Genomic DNA, 16,293 nt, shown 5'->3' on the forward strand with positions numbered 1-16,293 from the left:
CCGCTTGATGACCCATTTGGGGGCCAGTTCATGTACGCAGCCGTGGTCCACGCCCTGGGGCAGCCGCCCCGGTACGAGTCCGTGCCCGAGCCCACCCCCGCGGCCGGCGAGGTGGTCGTCGAGGTACTGGCGGCCGCGCTGTACCCGCTGGTGCGCTCGTTCGCCTCGGGCGGCCACTACACGGGTGGCGATGCGCTGCCGCTGATCCCCGGGTTCGACGGGGTGGGCCGGACGCCGACCGGTGAACTCGTCTACATCTCGGGGCTGGAGCCCCCGCACGGGACGATGGCCGAGCGCGTCGCCGTACCGGCCGCCGCGCTCATGCCCGTACCGGAGGGGCTCGATCCGGTCACCGTCGCCGCCGTCATGAACCCCGCGTCCTCCGCATGGATCGCACTGCGTGAGCGGAGCCGGCTGCGCAGGGGGGATTCGGTACTCGTACTCGGTGCCACGGGCAACGCCGGGCGGGCCGCGATCCAACTGTCCCTCGACCAGGGCGCGGGCTCCGTCGTGGCGGCCGGGCGCGATCCGCTGGCACTGCAGGCTGCGGCAGCCCTGGGCGCCCACCGTACGGTATTGCTCCAGGGCTCCGACGAGGACATCGCGGCCGCCTTCGGAGCGGCGGCCGCCGACGTGGACATCGTGCTCGACTACCTGTGGGAACGGCCTGCCGAGCTGGCGCTCGACGGAATCCTCCGCCACCGCTCCGATCTCACCCGAACCCTGCGGTGGGTACAGATCGGCTCCGCGGCCGGAGCCGACATGACCCTGCCGTCCGCGTGGTTGCGCAAGGGGGACGTCAGCGTCTGCGGGAGCGGACTCGGCTCGATCTCGGGCGCCCGCCGCGACGCCGCCCTGCGCGAGCTGCTCGACCGCCTGCCCGACCTGGTGCCGGCCGCCGAGGCGGTCGCCGTGCCGATGGCCGAGGTCGAAGCCGCCTGGGAATCCCCGCTGAGGTCCGGCACCCGGCTCGTGTTCGTCCCCGCAGGCGCAGACGTACGAGCCTCCGGAGCGTCGGAAGCCGTCAAGAACGCGGAAACGGTCTGACCGGCGCCGGTGGACCCTAACCGCCGTTGAAGCCGCTGCACTCGGTGCGCTCGTTGCCCTGCGAGACGGTGTACTGGGCGTTCTCCACGTTCAGCATCTGGAACCCGCCGTCGGGTCCGATCGTGAAGGACCCGCCTGCGGCAGTCGGTGAGGACAGGAACGCGGGCCCCGGTGTGAAGCCGCCGCCGGACAGGTGCACCTTGCCGTTGTCGAAGACGCCGGAGATGGAGCAGGTGGCCGTGGGAGCGGCGGCCGCCGTGCCCCACGCGAGGGCGGCGGGCGCGGCGATGAACGCGCCGGCCACCACGGGGGTGAGCACCAGCAGACGTACGCGTCGGTTGAACATGCTTCCTCCCGAGAAAGCCAGGGGAAAAGCGGTGTGTCCGTCCTTTCCATCGTCCCCCGCCCGGCCCGGCGTGTCGATCGGGCGAAAGAGCCCGCGCCGCGCCGATGGTGCGGGTGGGTGGGACGCTGGGAGGAGGCCGGCCCGAACGGTGGGCCGTGCCGCGGAAGCGTGGAGGGCAACCCATGAAATGCGCATCGCGAAGTGGCGCGATCAAGGTCTCGTCCGTGCTGCTCGTGGCGGGCGCCATGGCCGGAGGCCTCCTGGCGGGCGCCGGCTTCGGCACGGCGGCAGCCGCGGACACCCTGGGAGTCGCCGCGGCGGCCCCGTGCAAGAGCGGTCAGGTGACTGCGGACAGCGCGCACCCGACCGGCTCCACCCAGGTATTGATCACCGTGACCAACCAGGGTTCGAAGGCGTGCGTACTGAACGGCTTCCCCACCGTGGCTGTCGCGGGCCAGGGCTCGCCGGACAAGAACAGGCCCCTTCAGGTCACCCGCCAGGGGGCGGCGCGGCCGGTGCAGCTGGCGCCCGGAGGCCATGCCGCGGCGCGGCTCACCTTCACACCGGTTCTGGGCGAGGCGGACGGCTACTGCACCTCCGGAGCCGATCCCACCGTCGCACCGTCGATGGTGGTGGGTGTCGCGGGCGCGAGGTACCAGCTGGCGCCGGACGACGGAGGCAACTTCGCACTGTGCGGCAACAGCGTCCGTGCCACGGCCTTCCGCGCGGCGGGTTCCTGACCCCGGCCGTTGCCGTGGGCGCAATGCGGCTGGTGACGGCAGGTTGATATAGCGTGCGCACGTCAAATTACGTACGATGCACACGCTCACGGGGGATTCCCATATGACCTATCCGCCTCAGCAGGGCCCCGGCCCGTACGGCCAGCCTGTCCCGAACGGACAGCAGCCGCAGGGGTACCCGCCCCAGCCGGGATACGGATATCCGCAGCAGCAGGCCCAGCCCCCTTACGGCGCGGTGCCCCAGCAGTACCCGCACCCCCAGCAGTACCCGCACCCCCAGCAGTACCCGCACCCGCAGCAGTTCGCGGCCCCGCCGGCGCCGCCGGCCCGGCGCGGAGGCATGGGGGTCATGAAGATCCTCAAGATCATCGCCGGCGTGGTCGTCGTCATCATGGTCGCGGTCGGCTACTTCGCGAGCCGCGACGACGCGGACAAGGCGAACGTCGGCGACTGCCTGACGAACAAGGGGAGCACGGTGACCCCCGACCTGCAGGTGGTGAAGTGCGGTGGAGCCAACGCCGAGTTCAAGGTGGTCAAGGTGATACCCGACACGCTCGACACGAACCAGTGCCAGGGCAAGTCGGACATCGGCTACCAGGAGCAGATGAGGGGCTCCCGCCGCAGCTCGGGCAAGCAGTTCGTGCTCTGCATCGACGAGATCAAGAAGAGCTGACCGGGCCGCCCCGGCCGCCCTCCACGCAGCCGCCCCGGAACCGGCAGGTTCCGCGGCGGCTGCGGCTGGTACTGCGGCTCTCGGGGGCGAAGGCCAGGGTGTACGCGCCCATGGCCCACTGGAGTTGGCCGGGTGTGGTACCCAGGCCGCGGACGGGGTGACCGCGAAGTGACCGCGGGCCGACCGCTGTCGGCGCGGGCGGCGGTCAGTACACGAGCTTGTACGTGACGTCCTTGGGGACCGGGGACGGCGCGGTGTGGGGATAGAACAGCCGCATGGTCGTGAAGCGCTGGATGTCGGGATGTCCGGGCCAGGGCTCCGGCTTGCTCAGGGTCACCGCGACCGGGTACGCGCGGAAACGGCCGGCCGCGCAATAGGGCTTGCAGTCGTTCACCATGTCGGTGCCGGTGGCCGTCGCCTTCCCAGCACCCCAGGTGTCCCAGTTCAGCCGGACGAGGCGGTTGTTTCCGTCGCCGCAGGCCAGCAGGTACTCCTCGGGACGTACCTGGGCCTGGGAGAAGCAGTCCACGACCACGACCGGTTCGGGATCCGGTTCCGGGGCGGCCCGGGTCTGAGCCGAGGCGGGTACGACGCCCGCCACGAGGGCCGCGGCCGCGCACAGCAGGGTGGCCGTCCGCACCTTGGCTCGGGGTGCAGGAGCGCGCTTGCCGTCTCCTGAAACGTCCACGGGACCTCCTCGGGTCGTCCGTCCGCCGTGGGTGCTGAACCCGTCCCCAGCTTCCCCCATCCGGGCGTACCCCGCACCCGCTGCGGGTCACGGGCGGTGACGAGGACCTCGGGACGGTGCTGCCCCTGGTGGACCGGTGGCGGCTGCCGGCCGAGGCCGAGCGGGGTGGCCACCGCGGAAGGTGAACGGTTCAGGAAACTCCGTACCACTGGCTGCCCCAGCCGGTGTTGACCGTGCTCGTGGACTGCTCGGCGAGATTCAGCGTGGCCGGCAGGGAGGTCTGGCCGGTCAGGACCGTGCTGTAGCGGAGGTTCGGCGGGGTCAGGCCCGCGTTGACCGAGATGCCGGCGCCCGTGGACTTGAGGGTGAGGGCGTTGGTGGCCCAGTTGCCGTTGAGGAGGAGGGCGACGAAGTACGTGCCGGGGGCGGCGGTGAACGGCTTGGCCAGCGGCAGCGGCTTGGCTATCGCGTCGGTCATCAGCTGCGGCGAGATGTCCGCGGTGGACGCGCGCAGGGCGCCGGTGGCGTCGTAGACGCCGAGGTAGGACTGGGAGAGCTGGGCGTTCGGGTCGATGCCGGCCAGCCCCAGCCAGACGTTGGACCAGGTGATCTGCTCGCGCAGCACGATCCGTACGAGGGTGATCCGTCCGCCCACTCCGGCGGCGGACTGGGCGGTGACGTGCCCCGCGTCGTTGGGGTCGCCGGTCCAGGCCAGGAGGTTCTGGTCCTGGGGCCGGGGGCCCTCGTACCCGGAACCGTTGCCCGGCGCGGCGGGAGCAGGAGCGGTGGCGACCGCGCCGCTCGGCTTCCCCTTCGGGCTCCCACCGGAGGAGGTGCAGCCGGTCAGGACGAGCAACGCCGCGAGTGCGGCGGCGATGCCGGCCGGGACGGTGGTGGTACGGGTGCGCATGGTCCCCCCATGAGGTGCGGATGTGCCAAAGGGGCCATGGTCACACGGGACCTCGCCCGCTCCCCGCGCGAGGTCCCGTAGCGTAGTCGGCGTGCTGTTCGACGCGCGGCGCCGTCACGTGATCCCGGAGGTGGTCCCCGAGGCGCTGCCCGCTGACCTTCTCGACCAGCATGCCGAGCAGGATGGTGCCCGCACACTGGGCGGCCGACAGCAGGGCTGCCGCCTCGCGACCTTCCCCAAGGCCGTCTCTTCCTAGCTCCGTTGCCAGTGGGTGCACGAGTGCGCGGTGGGGGCCGCCTCGCCGGTCCGGGTGGTGGGGCACGGGACCGGCACGTCACTCGGGGACGGGGCGCGTTCCCACCGCTTCGGCTCCGGCGTGGGGCTCGTCGAGTCGTCGAGGTACAGCGTGTACGCGCCGCCGGCCAGTACGACGGCGACCCAGCCCGCCACCACCCAGCGCCAGACCCTTCGCGGCACGGACGCCCCTTTGTCGCGGCCGGACATTTTGTTACGGCGCGATCGGGAGCCGGCGCTTGTGCTCGGTCTGCCGGTAGCGGCGGACGATCGTGTCGAAGGCGCGCTCGTCGACCGGCTTGCCCTCCAGGAAGTCGTCGATGTCGTCGTACGTGACACCCAGGGCGTCCTCGTCGGCCTTGCCCGGGTCCAAGGTCTCCAGGTCCGCCGTGGGGGTCTTCCAGACCAGCTCCGCGGGGGCGCCCAGGACGTCGGCCACGGCGCGTACCCGGCGCTTGGTCAGGCCGGTCAGGGGGACCAGGTCGGCCGCGCCGTCGCCGAACTTGGTGAAGAAGCCCGAGACGGCCTCCGCCGCGTGGTCGGTGCCGACGACCAGTCCGTCGTGGGCGCCGGCCACCGTGTACTGGGCGATCATGCGCTGGCGGGCCTTGATGTTGCCCTGTACGAAGTCCTGGTGGTGGGCGTCCCGGAAGACGGTGCCGCCGGCGACGGCGGCCTCCAGCGCGGCGTCGCTGGCGGGCTTCACGTCCACCGTCAGCACCCGGTCCGCCTGGATGAAGCCGAGCGCGAGCTGCGCGTCCTGCTCGTCGGCCTGGACCCCGTACGGCAGCCGCATCGCGTAGAACCTCGCTTCGTGGCCGCTCTCCCGGGCCCGCTCCACGGCGAGCTGGCAGAGCCGTCCGGCCGTGGTGGAGTCAACGCCGCCGCTGATACCGAGCACCAGGGAGCGCAGGCCGGTGGAGGTGAGCCGGTCCGCCAGGAAGGCCACCCGGCGCTCGATCTCCCGGTGTGCGTCGAAAGTCTCCGACACCTCGAGTTCCCGGGCGATCTCCTGCTGCAGAACGGTGGACGCCGGCCGGCTCACGGCTGCTCCTCGTGGTCGATGGTCGATCGTGGTGTGCTGTCCCGCCGACCCTAGTCGAAGCGTCCGGCCCGCCGTCAGGCGGCTGCCGCCGACAAGGATCACGAAGATCCGCGATGAGTTCCGGCGCCCGCCGCTGTCCACCGTGGACAGGAGGCATCAGCGCCCTCCCCGTGACGCCGGAGGCGATCCGCCATTCCGCCTGCTGGAGCGGACGACCTGATCATTCGCTGATTGCCGAACTCTTCAGGCATCCTGGGAGCATGAACGCATTGCATGCCGGGACGCCGGCGGACGGTGTCGCCCCCGCGGCGCGCCTTGCCGCCTTCGCCGCAGCCCTGGCCGACGAGACCCGGGCGGCCATCTGTATGACGCTGCTCGAGGGACGTGCCTGGACCGCGGGCGAGCTGGCCCGGATCACCGCGGTGGCGCCGTCGACGGTCAGCGGCCATCTGACGCGCCTGCTCGATGCGGGCCTCTGCGTCACCGAGCGGCAGGGCCGCCACAGTTACGTGCGGATCGCCGACGCCGCGACCGCCCGCCTCGTCGACGAACTGGCCTCGTACGCGATCCCGGACCGGGACGCGGCGCACGCGGTGCCCGTGGTGGCTGCGCCCGACCCGCTCGCCCGCGCCCGCACGTGCTACGACCATTTCGCGGGGCGGCTCGGGATGGCGGTGACCGACGCCATGGAACGGTGCGGGCTGCTCCGTACGGACGGGGTCTTCGAGCTCACGGAGGCAGGGCGCGCGTGGTGTGCCGGGGCCGGTGTCAGCCTCGACCACGAGGGGCGCAGGCCGCTGGCGAGCTCCTGCTTGGACTGGACCGAGCGGCGCCGCCACCTGGGGGGCCTGGCCGGGGCGCGGCTGTGCGCGCGGGCGCTCGGCGAGGAGTGGGTGGTGCGGCCGGCGGCCGGCGGGCGCGGGCTGGAGGTGACCGAGTCCGGGGAGCGGGCCTTCGGCGACCTGCTGGGGATCGGCCCGGAGGCCTGGAGCTGAGCCGACGTATTCCCTGCAACATTTCGGTAGACACCGAAGTGTTGGGCTCGTAGGGTGGGGTTCATGACGCTCCCACTGCGCTCGCTTCCGCCCTCCGTCCTCACGGTCGCCGCCGTCTCGTTCACCGTGTGCGCCTGGGCGTCGGCCTTCGTGTCCATCCGCAGCGCGGGCGACGCGTACTCACCCGGGGCCCTGGCCCTCGGCAGGCTGCTGGCCGCCTCGGTGGTGCTCGCCGCCCTGCTCCTGATCCGCCGCCAAGGCCTGCCCCCGCGCGGAGCCCGGCGCGGAATCCTGATCTCCGGGCTGGTGTGGTTCTGCGGCTACACGGTCGCGCTGAACTGGGGCGAACGCCTGGTCGACGCGGGTACGGCCGCCCTGCTCGTGAACACCGGGCCCATCCTCATGGCCCTGCTCGCGGCCCGCCTGCTCGGCGAGGCGCTGCCGCCGCGGCTGCTGGCCGGCATGGCCGTCTCCTTCGTCGGGGCGGTGGTCGTCGGCCTGTCCATGTCGTCCGGCGGCGACGGCTCGACCTCGGTGCTCGGGGTCGTCCTGTGCCTGCTCGCGGCGGTGGCCTACGCGAGCGGTGTCATCGCGCAGAAGCCCGCGCTGTCCTTCGGGACGCCCCTGCAGATCACCGCCTACAGCTGCCTGACCGGAACCGCGGCCTGCCTGCCCTTCGCGGGGCAGCTGTTCGAGGAGCTGCCGAGGGCGCCGGTGTCCGCGACGCTCAACATGGTCTACCTGGGCGTCGTGCCGACCGCCCTCGCGTTCACCACGTGGACCTACGCCCTGGCGCGCATGCCCGCCGGGAAGCTGGGCGCGACGACCTATGCCGTCCCGGCCATCGTCGTGCTGCTGAGCTGGGCCCTCCTGGGCGAGGTCCCCGCCTGGCTTACCCTGCTCGGCGGGGTGCTGTGCCTGGCCGGCGTGGCGGTGTCCCGCCACCGGCCGAGTGCGGCCGCGGACGCCCCGGCCGGTGCGCAGACTTCCGGCACCCGGGTGACCTCCGAGACGGCGAAGGACCACGTGCCGCGGACCGTCTAGTAGGCGGGGGACTCCTCCTCCAGAGGGACCGTCAGGCCGATGCCCTCGGCCGCCACCGCGATGGCGAAGTCGAAGTACGCGGACTCGTCCCGGACGCTGTCGTGGGTACGGCTGAAGACCTGGAACACCAGCAGCCCGATCAGATTGCTCCACAGCACGATGCCGCGCTCGATGAGGTCCGAGAACGGGGCCTCGGGCACACCGCCGAAGAGCTCCACGGCCTCCGGCCGCAGCAGCGGCGGCCCGGGCACCGTGCGCCGGGGCGGGGTGAGTTCACCGGCCGCCAGTGCGGAACGCACGATGCCGGCCAGCACTGCGGGCGTGCGCGAGGCGGCCGGGACGGTGTCCTGCGGGGCGTGGTAGCCCGGGACGGGGGAGCCGTAGATCAGCGTGAATTCGGCGGAGTGGTCGAAGGACCACTTCCGCAGTGCGCGGGTCACGGCGAGGAGCCGCGCGCCGGCCGTCGCGCCGGCGGCGCCGGCGGCCTGGTCGGCCTGCTCCATCGCGGCGGCGGAGTCGTTGTAGGCGTCGATGACCAGTGCGGTCAGCAGGTCGTCCCGATGCGGGAACACGCCGGCCACGTCGCCGACGGCGAGACCGCCGCCCTCGGCAACGGCATCCGGGGACAGCCCTGCGGCGCCGGTTTCCACCAGCAGTCGGCGCGCGGCGGCCTTGATGACCGCCGACTGCGGCGAGTTCCCGGGGGAGTTCACATCGGTAGCGCTCGTGGAAAGATCCATGGCCAAACCGTACCTGTCGGCCACCACGCCACTCCTCCGGGCGGGACGGGTCGGGTCGGGTGGGGTCGGGTCGGGTCGGGTGGGCGGGCGGGCGCCTGCGGCCTCGGGACCCGGCTACGTACCGATCGCCTGGGCGTAGTGGAACAGCCCGCTGGGGTCGTACCGGCGCTTGACCTCGAGCAGCCGCGCGTAGTTGTCGCCGTAGTACGCCGACTGCCAGTCGCGCAGGTCCGGGTCGGGGAAGTTGACGTACGCGGCGCGGGTTTCCAGGTCGCGCGAGAGCGTACGGTGCAGGGCGCGGGTCCGGGCCAGCTGCTGCCGGACGCCGTCCTGCGGGGTGTCCGGCTTCCAATGGGTGCCGATGTCGATGACGAACGTGGCGCCGCGGTGCGGGTACGCGGTCTCGCCCGGCTCCGGGAGGCCGCCGGCGCCGCCCATCGCGAAGAGGGTGACGTAGCCGGCGTTGCCCGGCGCGCCCGGCTGCCAGTCGCGCACCCACTCGACCACCGACTCGACCGTCCCCGGGCTCAGCCACCGGTCCGGCACGAGGGACTTGGACGCGTAGTCGTCGGGCGCCCCGGGCGTTTCCAACAGGTAGTCCTGCGCCGCCCAGAACCGGCGCTGCTCGATGAACGCCCGCGCAGGCCGCAGTTCCAGTACCGGGGCGAAGATCCTTCGCAGCGTCGTCTCGTCGCCCAGCAGCTGGCCCAGCAGGGCGACGGAGGGGGCCTGTCCGTCGCCGGCGTTCTTGAAGCCGATGCGCACGTCGAAGTCGCCCGCGTCGTCGCCGGCGAGGATCTCCTGCACCGCCGCGACCAGCCCGACCCCGGCCTCCAGACCGAAGGAGAGGTCGAAAACCGTGGCGATCCGGTCACCGACCTCGGTGGCGTCGAAGACGAAGCCGGTGTTGATGCCGAAGTTGCCGCCGGCTCCGCCGCGGCAGGCCCAGTACAGGTCCGCGTTCTCGTCGTCCGCGGCGCGCACCAGGCTGCCGTCGGCCAGGACGACGCGGGTCTCCGCCAGCCGGTCGCAGGTCAACCCCCACTTGCGGTCGTTGAAGCCGAGGCCGCCTCCCAGGGCCAGTCCGGCAATGCCCACACCGCCGCACCGGCCGCCGGGGAAGTACAGGTTCGCCGACCTGGCCGCGTACACGTCCGAATTGGTGGCACCTGCGCCCAGCAGGAGCCGGGTGCCGCGGACGCCCACGCCGTTCATCCGGCGCAGGCTGATGAGCAGGCCCCGGGTGGTGGAGTACCCGGCGTAGTTGTGGCCGCCCGAGCGCGGCGCGAGGGGTACGCCGTGCGCCGCCGCCCAGCGGACCGCCGCCTGTACGTCGCCCGCCGTCGCGCAGGCCACGATGCCGGCCGGCAGCACATGGGCGTAGCGCAGGTTGTCCGGCGCCGCCAGCAGGCCGAAGCCTGCACTGCCCGGCCGGTACAGACCGGCCGCCGGGCTGAGGCTGCGGCGCAGCTGCCGCCAGGCCCCCGCCTCGGGCGGGGACCCGCCGGCGACCCCGCCCGGTCGGCGCGCCAAGGGCGTGACGGCGGCCGCTGCGGCGCCGTGCCCGCCGGCCAGGGCGCCCGCCGCGCCCGCCACGGCCCCGGCTCCCCACCGCAGAACATCCCGGCGTCCCGCCATCGTGCAGTCCTCTCCTCGCACGGGAGCAGCACGCGGCCGCCGTCCGCGCTCCGCCGTGCCCGCGATCTCGCGGCGATCATGCTCCCGGCCCGCCCGCCGCACGGCCTGCGCCGCTCCGGCGGAGCGGGAGTGCAACCCGCACGAAGGAGCCGGGGCCCGGGCCGGACGGCCGTTCGGCGGACGGAGGGACAGAGCGTGTTTGCATAGACATGCGTTTAAGTGCATACTCTTCCCATGTCTAAGGTTCTCACCTCCCTGCCCGCCGGCGAGCGCGTCGGCATCGCCTTCTCGGGCGGCCTCGACACCTCCGTCGCCGTCGCGTGGATGCGCGACAAGGGTGCCGTCCCGTGCACCTACACGGCCGACATCGGCCAGTACGACGAGCCCGACATCGCGTCGGTGCCCAGCCGTGCGAAGGCGTACGGTGCCGAGATCGCGCGTCTGGTCGACTGCCGGGCGGCGCTGGTCGAGGAGGGCCTGGCCGCGCTCGCGTGCGGCGCGTTCCACATCCGCTCGGGCGGCCGCGCCTACTTCAACACCACGCCGCTCGGCCGCGCCGTCACAGGCACCCTGCTGGTCCGGGCGATGCTCGAGGACGACGTCCAGATCTGGGGCGACGGCTCGACGTTCAAGGGCAACGACATCGAGCGGTTCTACCGCTACGGCCTGCTCGCCAACCCCCACCTGCGCATCTACAAGCCGTGGCTCGACGCCGACTTCGTCACCGAGCTCGGCGGCCGCAAGGAGATGTCGGAGTGGCTGCTCGCCCACGGGCTGCCGTACCGCGACAGCACCGAGAAGGCGTACTCGACCGACGCCAACATCTGGGGCGCCACCCACGAGGCCAAGACGCTGGAGCACCTCGACACCGGCGTGGAGACCGTGCAGCCGATCATGGGCGTGCGCTTCTGGGACCCGTCGGTCGAGATCGCCGCCGAGGACGTGACGATCGGCTTCGACCAGGGCCGCCCGGTGACGATCAACGGCAAGGAGTTCCACTCCCCGGTCGACCTGGTGATGGAGGCCAACGCCATCGGCGGCCGCCACGGCATGGGCATGTCAGACCAGATCGAGAACCGGATCATCGAGGCGAAGAGCCGCGGCATCTACGAGGCGCCCGGCATGGCGCTGCTGCACGCCGCCTACGAGCGCCTCGTCAACGCGATCCACAACGAGGACACCCTCGCCCACTACCACAACGAGGGACGGCGCCTCGGCCGGCTGATGTACGAGGGCCGCTGGCTGGACCCGCAGGCCCTGATGGTCCGCGAGTCGCTGCAGCGCTGGGTCGGCTCGGCGGTCACCGGAGAGGTGACGCTGCGGCTGCGGCGCGGTGAGGACTACTCGATCCTGAACACCACCGGCCCCGCCTTCAGCTACCACCCGGACAAGCTGTCGATGGAGCGCACCGAGGACTCGGCGTTCGGCCCGGTGGACCGGATCGGCCAGCTCACCATGCGCAACCTCGACATCGCCGACTCGCGCGCCCGGCTCGAGCAGTACGCCGGCCTCGGCATCGTCGGCACCGCCCACCCCGAGCTGGTCGGCGCCGCGCAGGCGGCGGCGACCGGGCTGATCGGGGCCATGCCCGAGGGCGGCGCCGAGGCCATCGCCTCCCGCGGTGAGGTCTCCGCCGAGGACGAGCTGCTGGACCGCGCCGCGATGGAGTCCGGCACCGACTGACCGGTCGGCCGATCGGCCGACCGACCGGCTGTGCGAACGAGCCGCCCCCGACGCCGCGTCGGGGGCGGCTCGTCCGGCGTGGGACCGCATAGGATGCCCCGCATGCCGGACGTCGCTCCCCGCCCCGAGCCGTTCACCCCGAAGACCGCCCCCGCGGCGCTCGAGGACCTCCGCGCGCGGCTGCGCGCGACGCGCTGGCCGGACATGCCCGAGGACGCCGGCTGGTCGCTCGGGACCGACCTCGGCTACCTGCGCGAGCTCGTCGCCTACTGGGCGGACGGGTTCGACTGGCCGGCGCAGGAGGCGGCGCTGGCGCGATTCCCCCACTTCCGCGTCCCGCTCGGCGGCCTCGGGATCCACTTCGTGCACGCCCGGGCCACCGCACCGGCCGGGCCCGTCCTGCCGCTCGTACTCAGCCACGGCTGGCCGGACTCGTTCTGGCGCTACGCGAAGGTCATCCCGCTCCTCACCGACCCGGGCGCCCACGGCGCCGATCCCGCCGACGCGTTCGACGTGGTCGTGCCCGACATGCCGGGCTACGGGTACTCCGACCGCCCCACCGGCCCGCCCCTCGACTCCGTCGCCGTCGCCGGCCTGTGGGCCGAGCTCATGGGAGTCCTCGGCTACGCGCGGTTCGGCGCGGCGGGCGGGGACATGGGCAGCCACGTGAGCCGCTACCTCGGGCTGGACCACCCCGACCGGGTCGTGGCCGTCCACCGCACCGACGCGGGCCTGCCCCTCTTCACCGGCGACCCGGCGGACCTCGCGCCCGAGGAGCGTGCCTGGCTCGAGGACGCCGCGGCCTGGGGCGCGACCGAAGGCGCGTACGCCGCCGTGCAGCGCACGAAGCCGCAGACCGCCGCGTACGGGCTCACCGACTCGCCGGCCGGGCTCGCCGCGTGGATCGTCGAGAAGCTCCGGGCGTGGAGCGACTGCGACGGCGACATCGAGCGGCGCTTCACGAAGGACGAGATCCTCACGAACATCACGCTCTACTGGCTGACGGGGACGATCGGCCCGTCGATGCGCATGTACCGGGCGAACGCCGCGATCCCGCCCGCACAGCACGCCCGCCGGGTCGAGGTGCCGTCCGGCTTCTCGCTCTTCCGGGGCGATGTCGTCCGCCCGCCGCGCGCATGGCTGGAGCGTACGGCGAACGTCGTACGCGTGACCGAGCCCGCACGCGGCGGGCACTTCGCACCGTTCGAGGAGCCCGAGCTCTACGCCGCGGAACTGCGTGAGTTCTTCCGCCCCTATCGGGCGGCGACGGCCGGCTGAGGGCGCCGGCGCCGGGGCGTGATCCCCTTCGTGACCAAAGGGTGCCCCTCTGTACAACTCGCATGTCATGATGCTGAGTTGTGGCTGAGGGGGAGGCTATGGCGAATACCGCTATCCGCGTGCGCCTGACACAGGGTGCGAGCGAGAGCGACATCGGGGCGCTGAAGGCGTGGCTCGAGCGGGAGCAGAAGCTCGAAACGCACAGGAACAACGGCCTGCTGGAGATCCACGAGCGCGCGGGGACGGAGGGCGGGCCCGGCAGCCCGATGGGAGCCGGGATGGAGATCGTGCTGGTGCTGATCGGAGCAGCCGCCCCCAAATTGTTCGACGAAGTGTTCAGGCAGGTGAAGAGCGGGGTCCACGCGTGGCGGGAGAACCGCCGTTCCGTGGAACGCGGCGAACCCCCGGAGGTCGAGGTCGAGCCGGAGAGCGGCGGGAGATAGCCCGGTGGCGCGCTTCGACCCGCGCGGGAAAGCGAACCGGGCGCTGCTCGTCGGGGTCCCCGCATACGACTTCAAGCAGCCCGGGCACCCCTTCGGGGTGTCGGGCGACCTCGGCGCGGTCGAGCAGAACCTCGCTGCACTGCAAGGGGCTCTCCGCGGGGGCGGTGTGTTCGCCGAGGACGGGATCACCGTCGCCCGGCCGCACACCGTGGACGAGTTCGACCGGCAGCTGGACGCGGCGGTCGAGGCGGCCGAGGGGCTGCTCCTGCTCTACTTCTCCGGCCACGGCGCCGTGCCCAGTACGGGGGACGAGCTCTGGCTGCTGATGCGGCGGGCGACGATCGTTCCGGGCGACGAGTCGGTGTTCCGCGGCGCCACGCCCTGGAAGGGCGTCCTCACCGTGCTGTCCCGCGCCCGCGCGGAGCAGGTGGTCGTCATCCTCGACTGCTGCTACGCGGGTAACGCCTCGGCGGCCTGGAACGGGCTCGGCACCGCCCAGCGACAGCGGACCTCGCTGCTGATGAGCGTGCAGGCCAACAACCGCATCGACGCGGGCGACGGTCACTCGCCCACGCCGTACACCGCCCAACTCGTGCGTTTCCTGAGCGAGGGCCTTTCCGGACAGGGCGGCGAAGTCGGCTTCGTCGAACTGGCCCAAGAGCTGTGGGCCCACATGGCCGAGCACCACACGACGCTGCGCGAGCCCGCCGAGCCGTGGGAGCCGCAGAGCCGCGCGGCCGCCTCGGGCGCCGACGTACTGCTCGCAGCCCCTCCTGTCCGCTCGCCGGCCGGGCTGCCCCCGCAGGAACCCGACCCTGCCCCGGGCGGGTCCGGCGCCGGGCCGTCTTCGCCGCAATCGCCGGGCCCCGGCCCCGGCTCTGGCCCCGGCCCCGGCTCCGACCGAAGACCAGACTGGCTCGGCAGGCTCCGCCCCCTCACCGGCCGCAGACTCGCGGCCGCCATCGGCGTGCCCGCGGTGCTCGCCGGACTCGCCGCCACCGGCATCGCCGCACTCGGCGGCGGGGACGGCGCCCCCTGCAAACCGCCGCTCGAACTCCGGCTGCTCACCGACCCCGACCTCGAGCCCACCGTCCGCAAGGCCGCGGAGGGGTACCTGACGTCGGCGGAGAACACCTCGGAAGGCGGGTGCAGGCGCACGGGCATCACCGTCTACAGCGCCGGAGCCGCTGCGGCTGTCGCCGCGTTCAACCGGCAGTCCGACCCGTGGCAGCGGCCGGTGGCCGACGACACCAACCCGCAGCGCGACATCGGCCCGCAGCCGGACATCTGGATCCCGGGCTCGTCCGCGAGCGTCGACCGGGCCCGAACTGCGTCCAGCGAGCGGACCTATGTCGCACTGGAAGCAGATCCCGAGCCTTTCGCGTACTCGCCCGTCGTGCTCGCCGTACCGCAGGACCCGGCGGCGGAGCCGCTCGCCGAGCGGGTGGGTGGTCTCGCGGCCTTGACGGAGGCGCTCAGGAAGCACGAGCCGAAGTCCGAAGTACGGCGTACGGACCCGGAGAACACCGATGCCGGCCTGCTCGCGACCGTCGGCCTGTACGGAGCGGGAACGCAGGATCCGGCCACCGTCGAACACGGCCTGGCCCAGCCGGGACCCCCCTCGCGTACCGGCGGGGACCTCCTGTGCTCCCTGCCCGACGACGACATCGCGGACAAGCGAACCACCGTGCTGGTACCGGAGTTCCTGCTCAGGAGCGGAGTGGGCTGCGACAGTACGACCCGTGTCCGCCGGATGGCCGAGTACCCCGTCGACGTCCCGGGCCTCAGCCCGACGTTCGTGCGCGTGCGCTGGCCGGGAACCGAACGGGACAAGGACGCGCGGGACAACGCCGTGGAGCGGTTCCACACGTGGCTGACAGGCAAGGGGGCGGCCGCGAAGAACGGAGCGAAGGCCTCCGCGTCCGCCGTCCGAGGCGGACCCGCCGTGTTCGGGAACGACGGCTTCCGTAGTGCGTCGGATCCGCACAAGCCCCTCGGCAACGGCGCCGATCCGTCCGCCGACAACGGTGTCGTCTTCAGCAGCTTCGGGGCCCTGGACAACCCCGGCCCGCTCGCCGGCCCCGCCGTTCCGGCCGCGATGACTGCGGCGCTGAAGGGTTATCGGGAGGCCAACGGGCCGGGCCGGGTGCTCTTCCTGCTCGACTCGTCCGGATCCATGGGCAGCCTGTGGGAGGGCCCCGGCGGCGCCCCCGGCATCATCTCCCAGTCCCTCGCCGGGCTCGGCGAGCAGGACGAGTACGGCGTCTGGGCGGTCGCCACCGAGCCGGGCAGCTCGCGCGTGTACAGCGAAGTCCTGCAGTTCGGCAAGCACCGGCGCGAGGAGGCACAGAGCGCCATCACCGCCAAGGCCCAGGTCAAGGACCTGGAAGCCGATCCCGACAAGGCGCTGGTCGCGGCCCTGGACTACATGAGGCAGCACGGTACCGACGGCCGTGGTCCGCAGCTGATCGTCTACCTCACGGACGACGAGGACAACAACCGGTTCTCCGAGGGCGGCCGGCTCGGTGCCCTGCTCCTGTCCGCGCGGGCGGAGCGCAGGATCCCGGTGGTCATGGCCTCCCTGGACAGCGCCGGCTGCGACAAGGGCAAACCGGATGCGGCCGTCTCCGAGGCGAGCGGCGGCCGCTGCCTGGACACCAAGGGCGATCTCGTCGCGCGGCTGCGCGACGAGGTCGCGAGGACCGGAACGGGGGACCAAGGATGAGGCA

At 72.7% G+C, this 16,293-nt stretch carries 17 protein-coding genes; 10 read left to right on the forward strand and 7 right to left on the reverse strand.

The window, feature by feature from the left end; genetic code table 11:
* Positions 1-30 precede the first annotated feature (30 nt).
* A complete protein-coding gene (locus OG299_RS36150) occupies positions 31-1,047 on the forward strand; it encodes a zinc-binding alcohol dehydrogenase family protein (RefSeq protein ID WP_327363827.1) in 1,017 nt (338 codons plus the stop codon).
* 16 nt (positions 1,048-1,063) lie between these two features.
* Here OG299_RS36150 and OG299_RS36155 read toward each other — a convergent pair whose 3' ends face one another.
* Positions 1,064-1,393, reverse strand: coding sequence for a hypothetical protein (locus OG299_RS36155; RefSeq protein WP_266632580.1), 330 nt, complete (start codon positions 1,391-1,393; stop codon positions 1,064-1,066).
* A 182-nt stretch (positions 1,394-1,575) separates the two neighbouring features.
* On the opposite strand from OG299_RS36155, the gene OG299_RS36160 reads away from it, so the two are divergent.
* Together OG299_RS36160 and OG299_RS36165 are read left to right on the forward strand one after the other, a co-directional pair.
* Positions 1,576-2,133 (forward strand): DUF4232 domain-containing protein, encoded by a 558-nt coding sequence (locus tag OG299_RS36160; protein ID WP_266632581.1) that lies wholly within the window; start codon positions 1,576-1,578, stop codon positions 2,131-2,133.
* 103 nt (positions 2,134-2,236) lie between these two features.
* Entirely contained in the window at positions 2,237-2,806 is a 570-nt protein-coding gene (locus tag OG299_RS36165) for an LppU/SCO3897 family protein (RefSeq protein ID WP_327363828.1), read from the forward strand.
* 205 nt (positions 2,807-3,011) lie between these two features.
* On the opposite strand, the gene OG299_RS36170 is transcribed toward OG299_RS36165, so the two are convergent.
* Together OG299_RS36170 and OG299_RS36175 are read right to left on the reverse strand one after the other, a co-directional pair.
* The gene (locus tag OG299_RS36170; RefSeq protein ID WP_327363829.1) at positions 3,012-3,494 is read right to left on the reverse strand and encodes a hypothetical protein; all 483 of its coding nucleotides are present in this window, start codon (positions 3,492-3,494) and stop codon (positions 3,012-3,014) included.
* Positions 3,495-3,684: 190 nt separating this feature from the next.
* Entirely contained in the window at positions 3,685-4,404 is a 720-nt protein-coding gene (locus tag OG299_RS36175; protein WP_327363830.1) for a hypothetical protein, read from the reverse strand.
* A gap of 91 nt (positions 4,405-4,495) precedes the next feature.
* Between OG299_RS36175 and OG299_RS36180 the strand changes: the two genes are divergently transcribed.
* Entirely contained in the window at positions 4,496-4,660 is a 165-nt protein-coding gene (locus OG299_RS36180) for a hypothetical protein (RefSeq protein ID WP_327363831.1), read from the forward strand.
* On the opposite strand, the gene OG299_RS36185 is transcribed toward OG299_RS36180, so the two are convergent.
* The gene (locus OG299_RS36185) at positions 4,657-4,881 is read right to left on the reverse strand and encodes a hypothetical protein (protein WP_327363832.1); all 225 of its coding nucleotides are present in this window, start codon (positions 4,879-4,881) and stop codon (positions 4,657-4,659) included. The two genes, OG299_RS36180 and OG299_RS36185, sit on opposite strands and share 4 nt — an antisense overlap.
* 31 nt (positions 4,882-4,912) lie before the next feature.
* Positions 4,913-5,743 carry an NAD(+) synthase gene (gene nadE, locus OG299_RS36190; protein ID WP_327363833.1) on the reverse strand — a complete coding sequence of 277 codons (831 nt, stop codon included), beginning with the start codon at positions 5,741-5,743 and terminating at the stop codon, positions 4,913-4,915.
* 260 nt (positions 5,744-6,003) lie between these two features.
* Here nadE and OG299_RS36195 point away from each other — a divergent pair, with 260 nt between their 5' ends.
* Together OG299_RS36195 and OG299_RS36200 are read left to right on the forward strand one after the other, a co-directional pair.
* Positions 6,004-6,738, forward strand: coding sequence for an ArsR/SmtB family transcription factor (locus OG299_RS36195; protein WP_327363834.1), 735 nt, complete (start codon positions 6,004-6,006; stop codon positions 6,736-6,738).
* Positions 6,739-6,801: 63 nt separating this feature from the next.
* Positions 6,802-7,782, forward strand: a complete 981-nt coding sequence (locus OG299_RS36200) for a DMT family transporter (RefSeq protein WP_327363835.1) — start codon at positions 6,802-6,804, stop codon at positions 7,780-7,782.
* On the opposite strand, the gene OG299_RS36205 is transcribed toward OG299_RS36200, so the two are convergent.
* Both OG299_RS36205 and OG299_RS36210 read right to left on the reverse strand, forming a co-directional pair.
* Positions 7,779-8,522, reverse strand: coding sequence for a TetR/AcrR family transcriptional regulator (locus tag OG299_RS36205; protein WP_327363836.1), 744 nt, complete (start codon positions 8,520-8,522; stop codon positions 7,779-7,781). The two genes, OG299_RS36200 and OG299_RS36205, sit on opposite strands and share 4 nt — an antisense overlap.
* 114 nt (positions 8,523-8,636) lie before the next feature.
* Entirely contained in the window at positions 8,637-10,160 is a 1,524-nt protein-coding gene (locus tag OG299_RS36210) for an FAD-binding oxidoreductase (RefSeq protein ID WP_327363837.1), read from the reverse strand.
* 234 nt (positions 10,161-10,394) lie between these two features.
* Here OG299_RS36210 and argG point away from each other — a divergent pair, with 234 nt between their 5' ends.
* The 4 genes from argG to OG299_RS36230 all read left to right on the forward strand — a co-directional run bounded on the left by argG (position 10,395) and on the right by OG299_RS36230 (position 16,289).
* A complete protein-coding gene (argG, locus tag OG299_RS36215) occupies positions 10,395-11,843 on the forward strand; it encodes an argininosuccinate synthase (protein WP_266632603.1) in 1,449 nt (482 codons plus the stop codon).
* 102 nt (positions 11,844-11,945) lie between these two features.
* Positions 11,946-13,121 carry an epoxide hydrolase family protein gene (locus tag OG299_RS36220; RefSeq protein ID WP_327363838.1) on the forward strand — a complete coding sequence of 392 codons (1,176 nt, stop codon included), beginning with the start codon at positions 11,946-11,948 and terminating at the stop codon, positions 13,119-13,121.
* 98 nt (positions 13,122-13,219) lie between these two features.
* Positions 13,220-13,564: a hypothetical protein gene (locus OG299_RS36225; RefSeq protein ID WP_266632607.1), complete on the forward strand. Its 345-nt coding sequence runs from the start codon at positions 13,220-13,222 to the stop codon at positions 13,562-13,564.
* Positions 13,565-13,568: 4 nt separating this feature from the next.
* Positions 13,569-16,289: a substrate-binding domain-containing protein gene (locus OG299_RS36230; RefSeq protein ID WP_327363839.1), complete on the forward strand. Its 2,721-nt coding sequence runs from the start codon at positions 13,569-13,571 to the stop codon at positions 16,287-16,289.
* Positions 16,290-16,293 lie beyond the last annotated feature (4 nt).

This window comes from Streptomyces sp. NBC_01296 (assembly GCF_035984415.1).
In the GTDB taxonomy this organism is placed as follows: Bacteria; Actinomycetota; Actinomycetes; order Streptomycetales; family Streptomycetaceae; genus Streptomyces.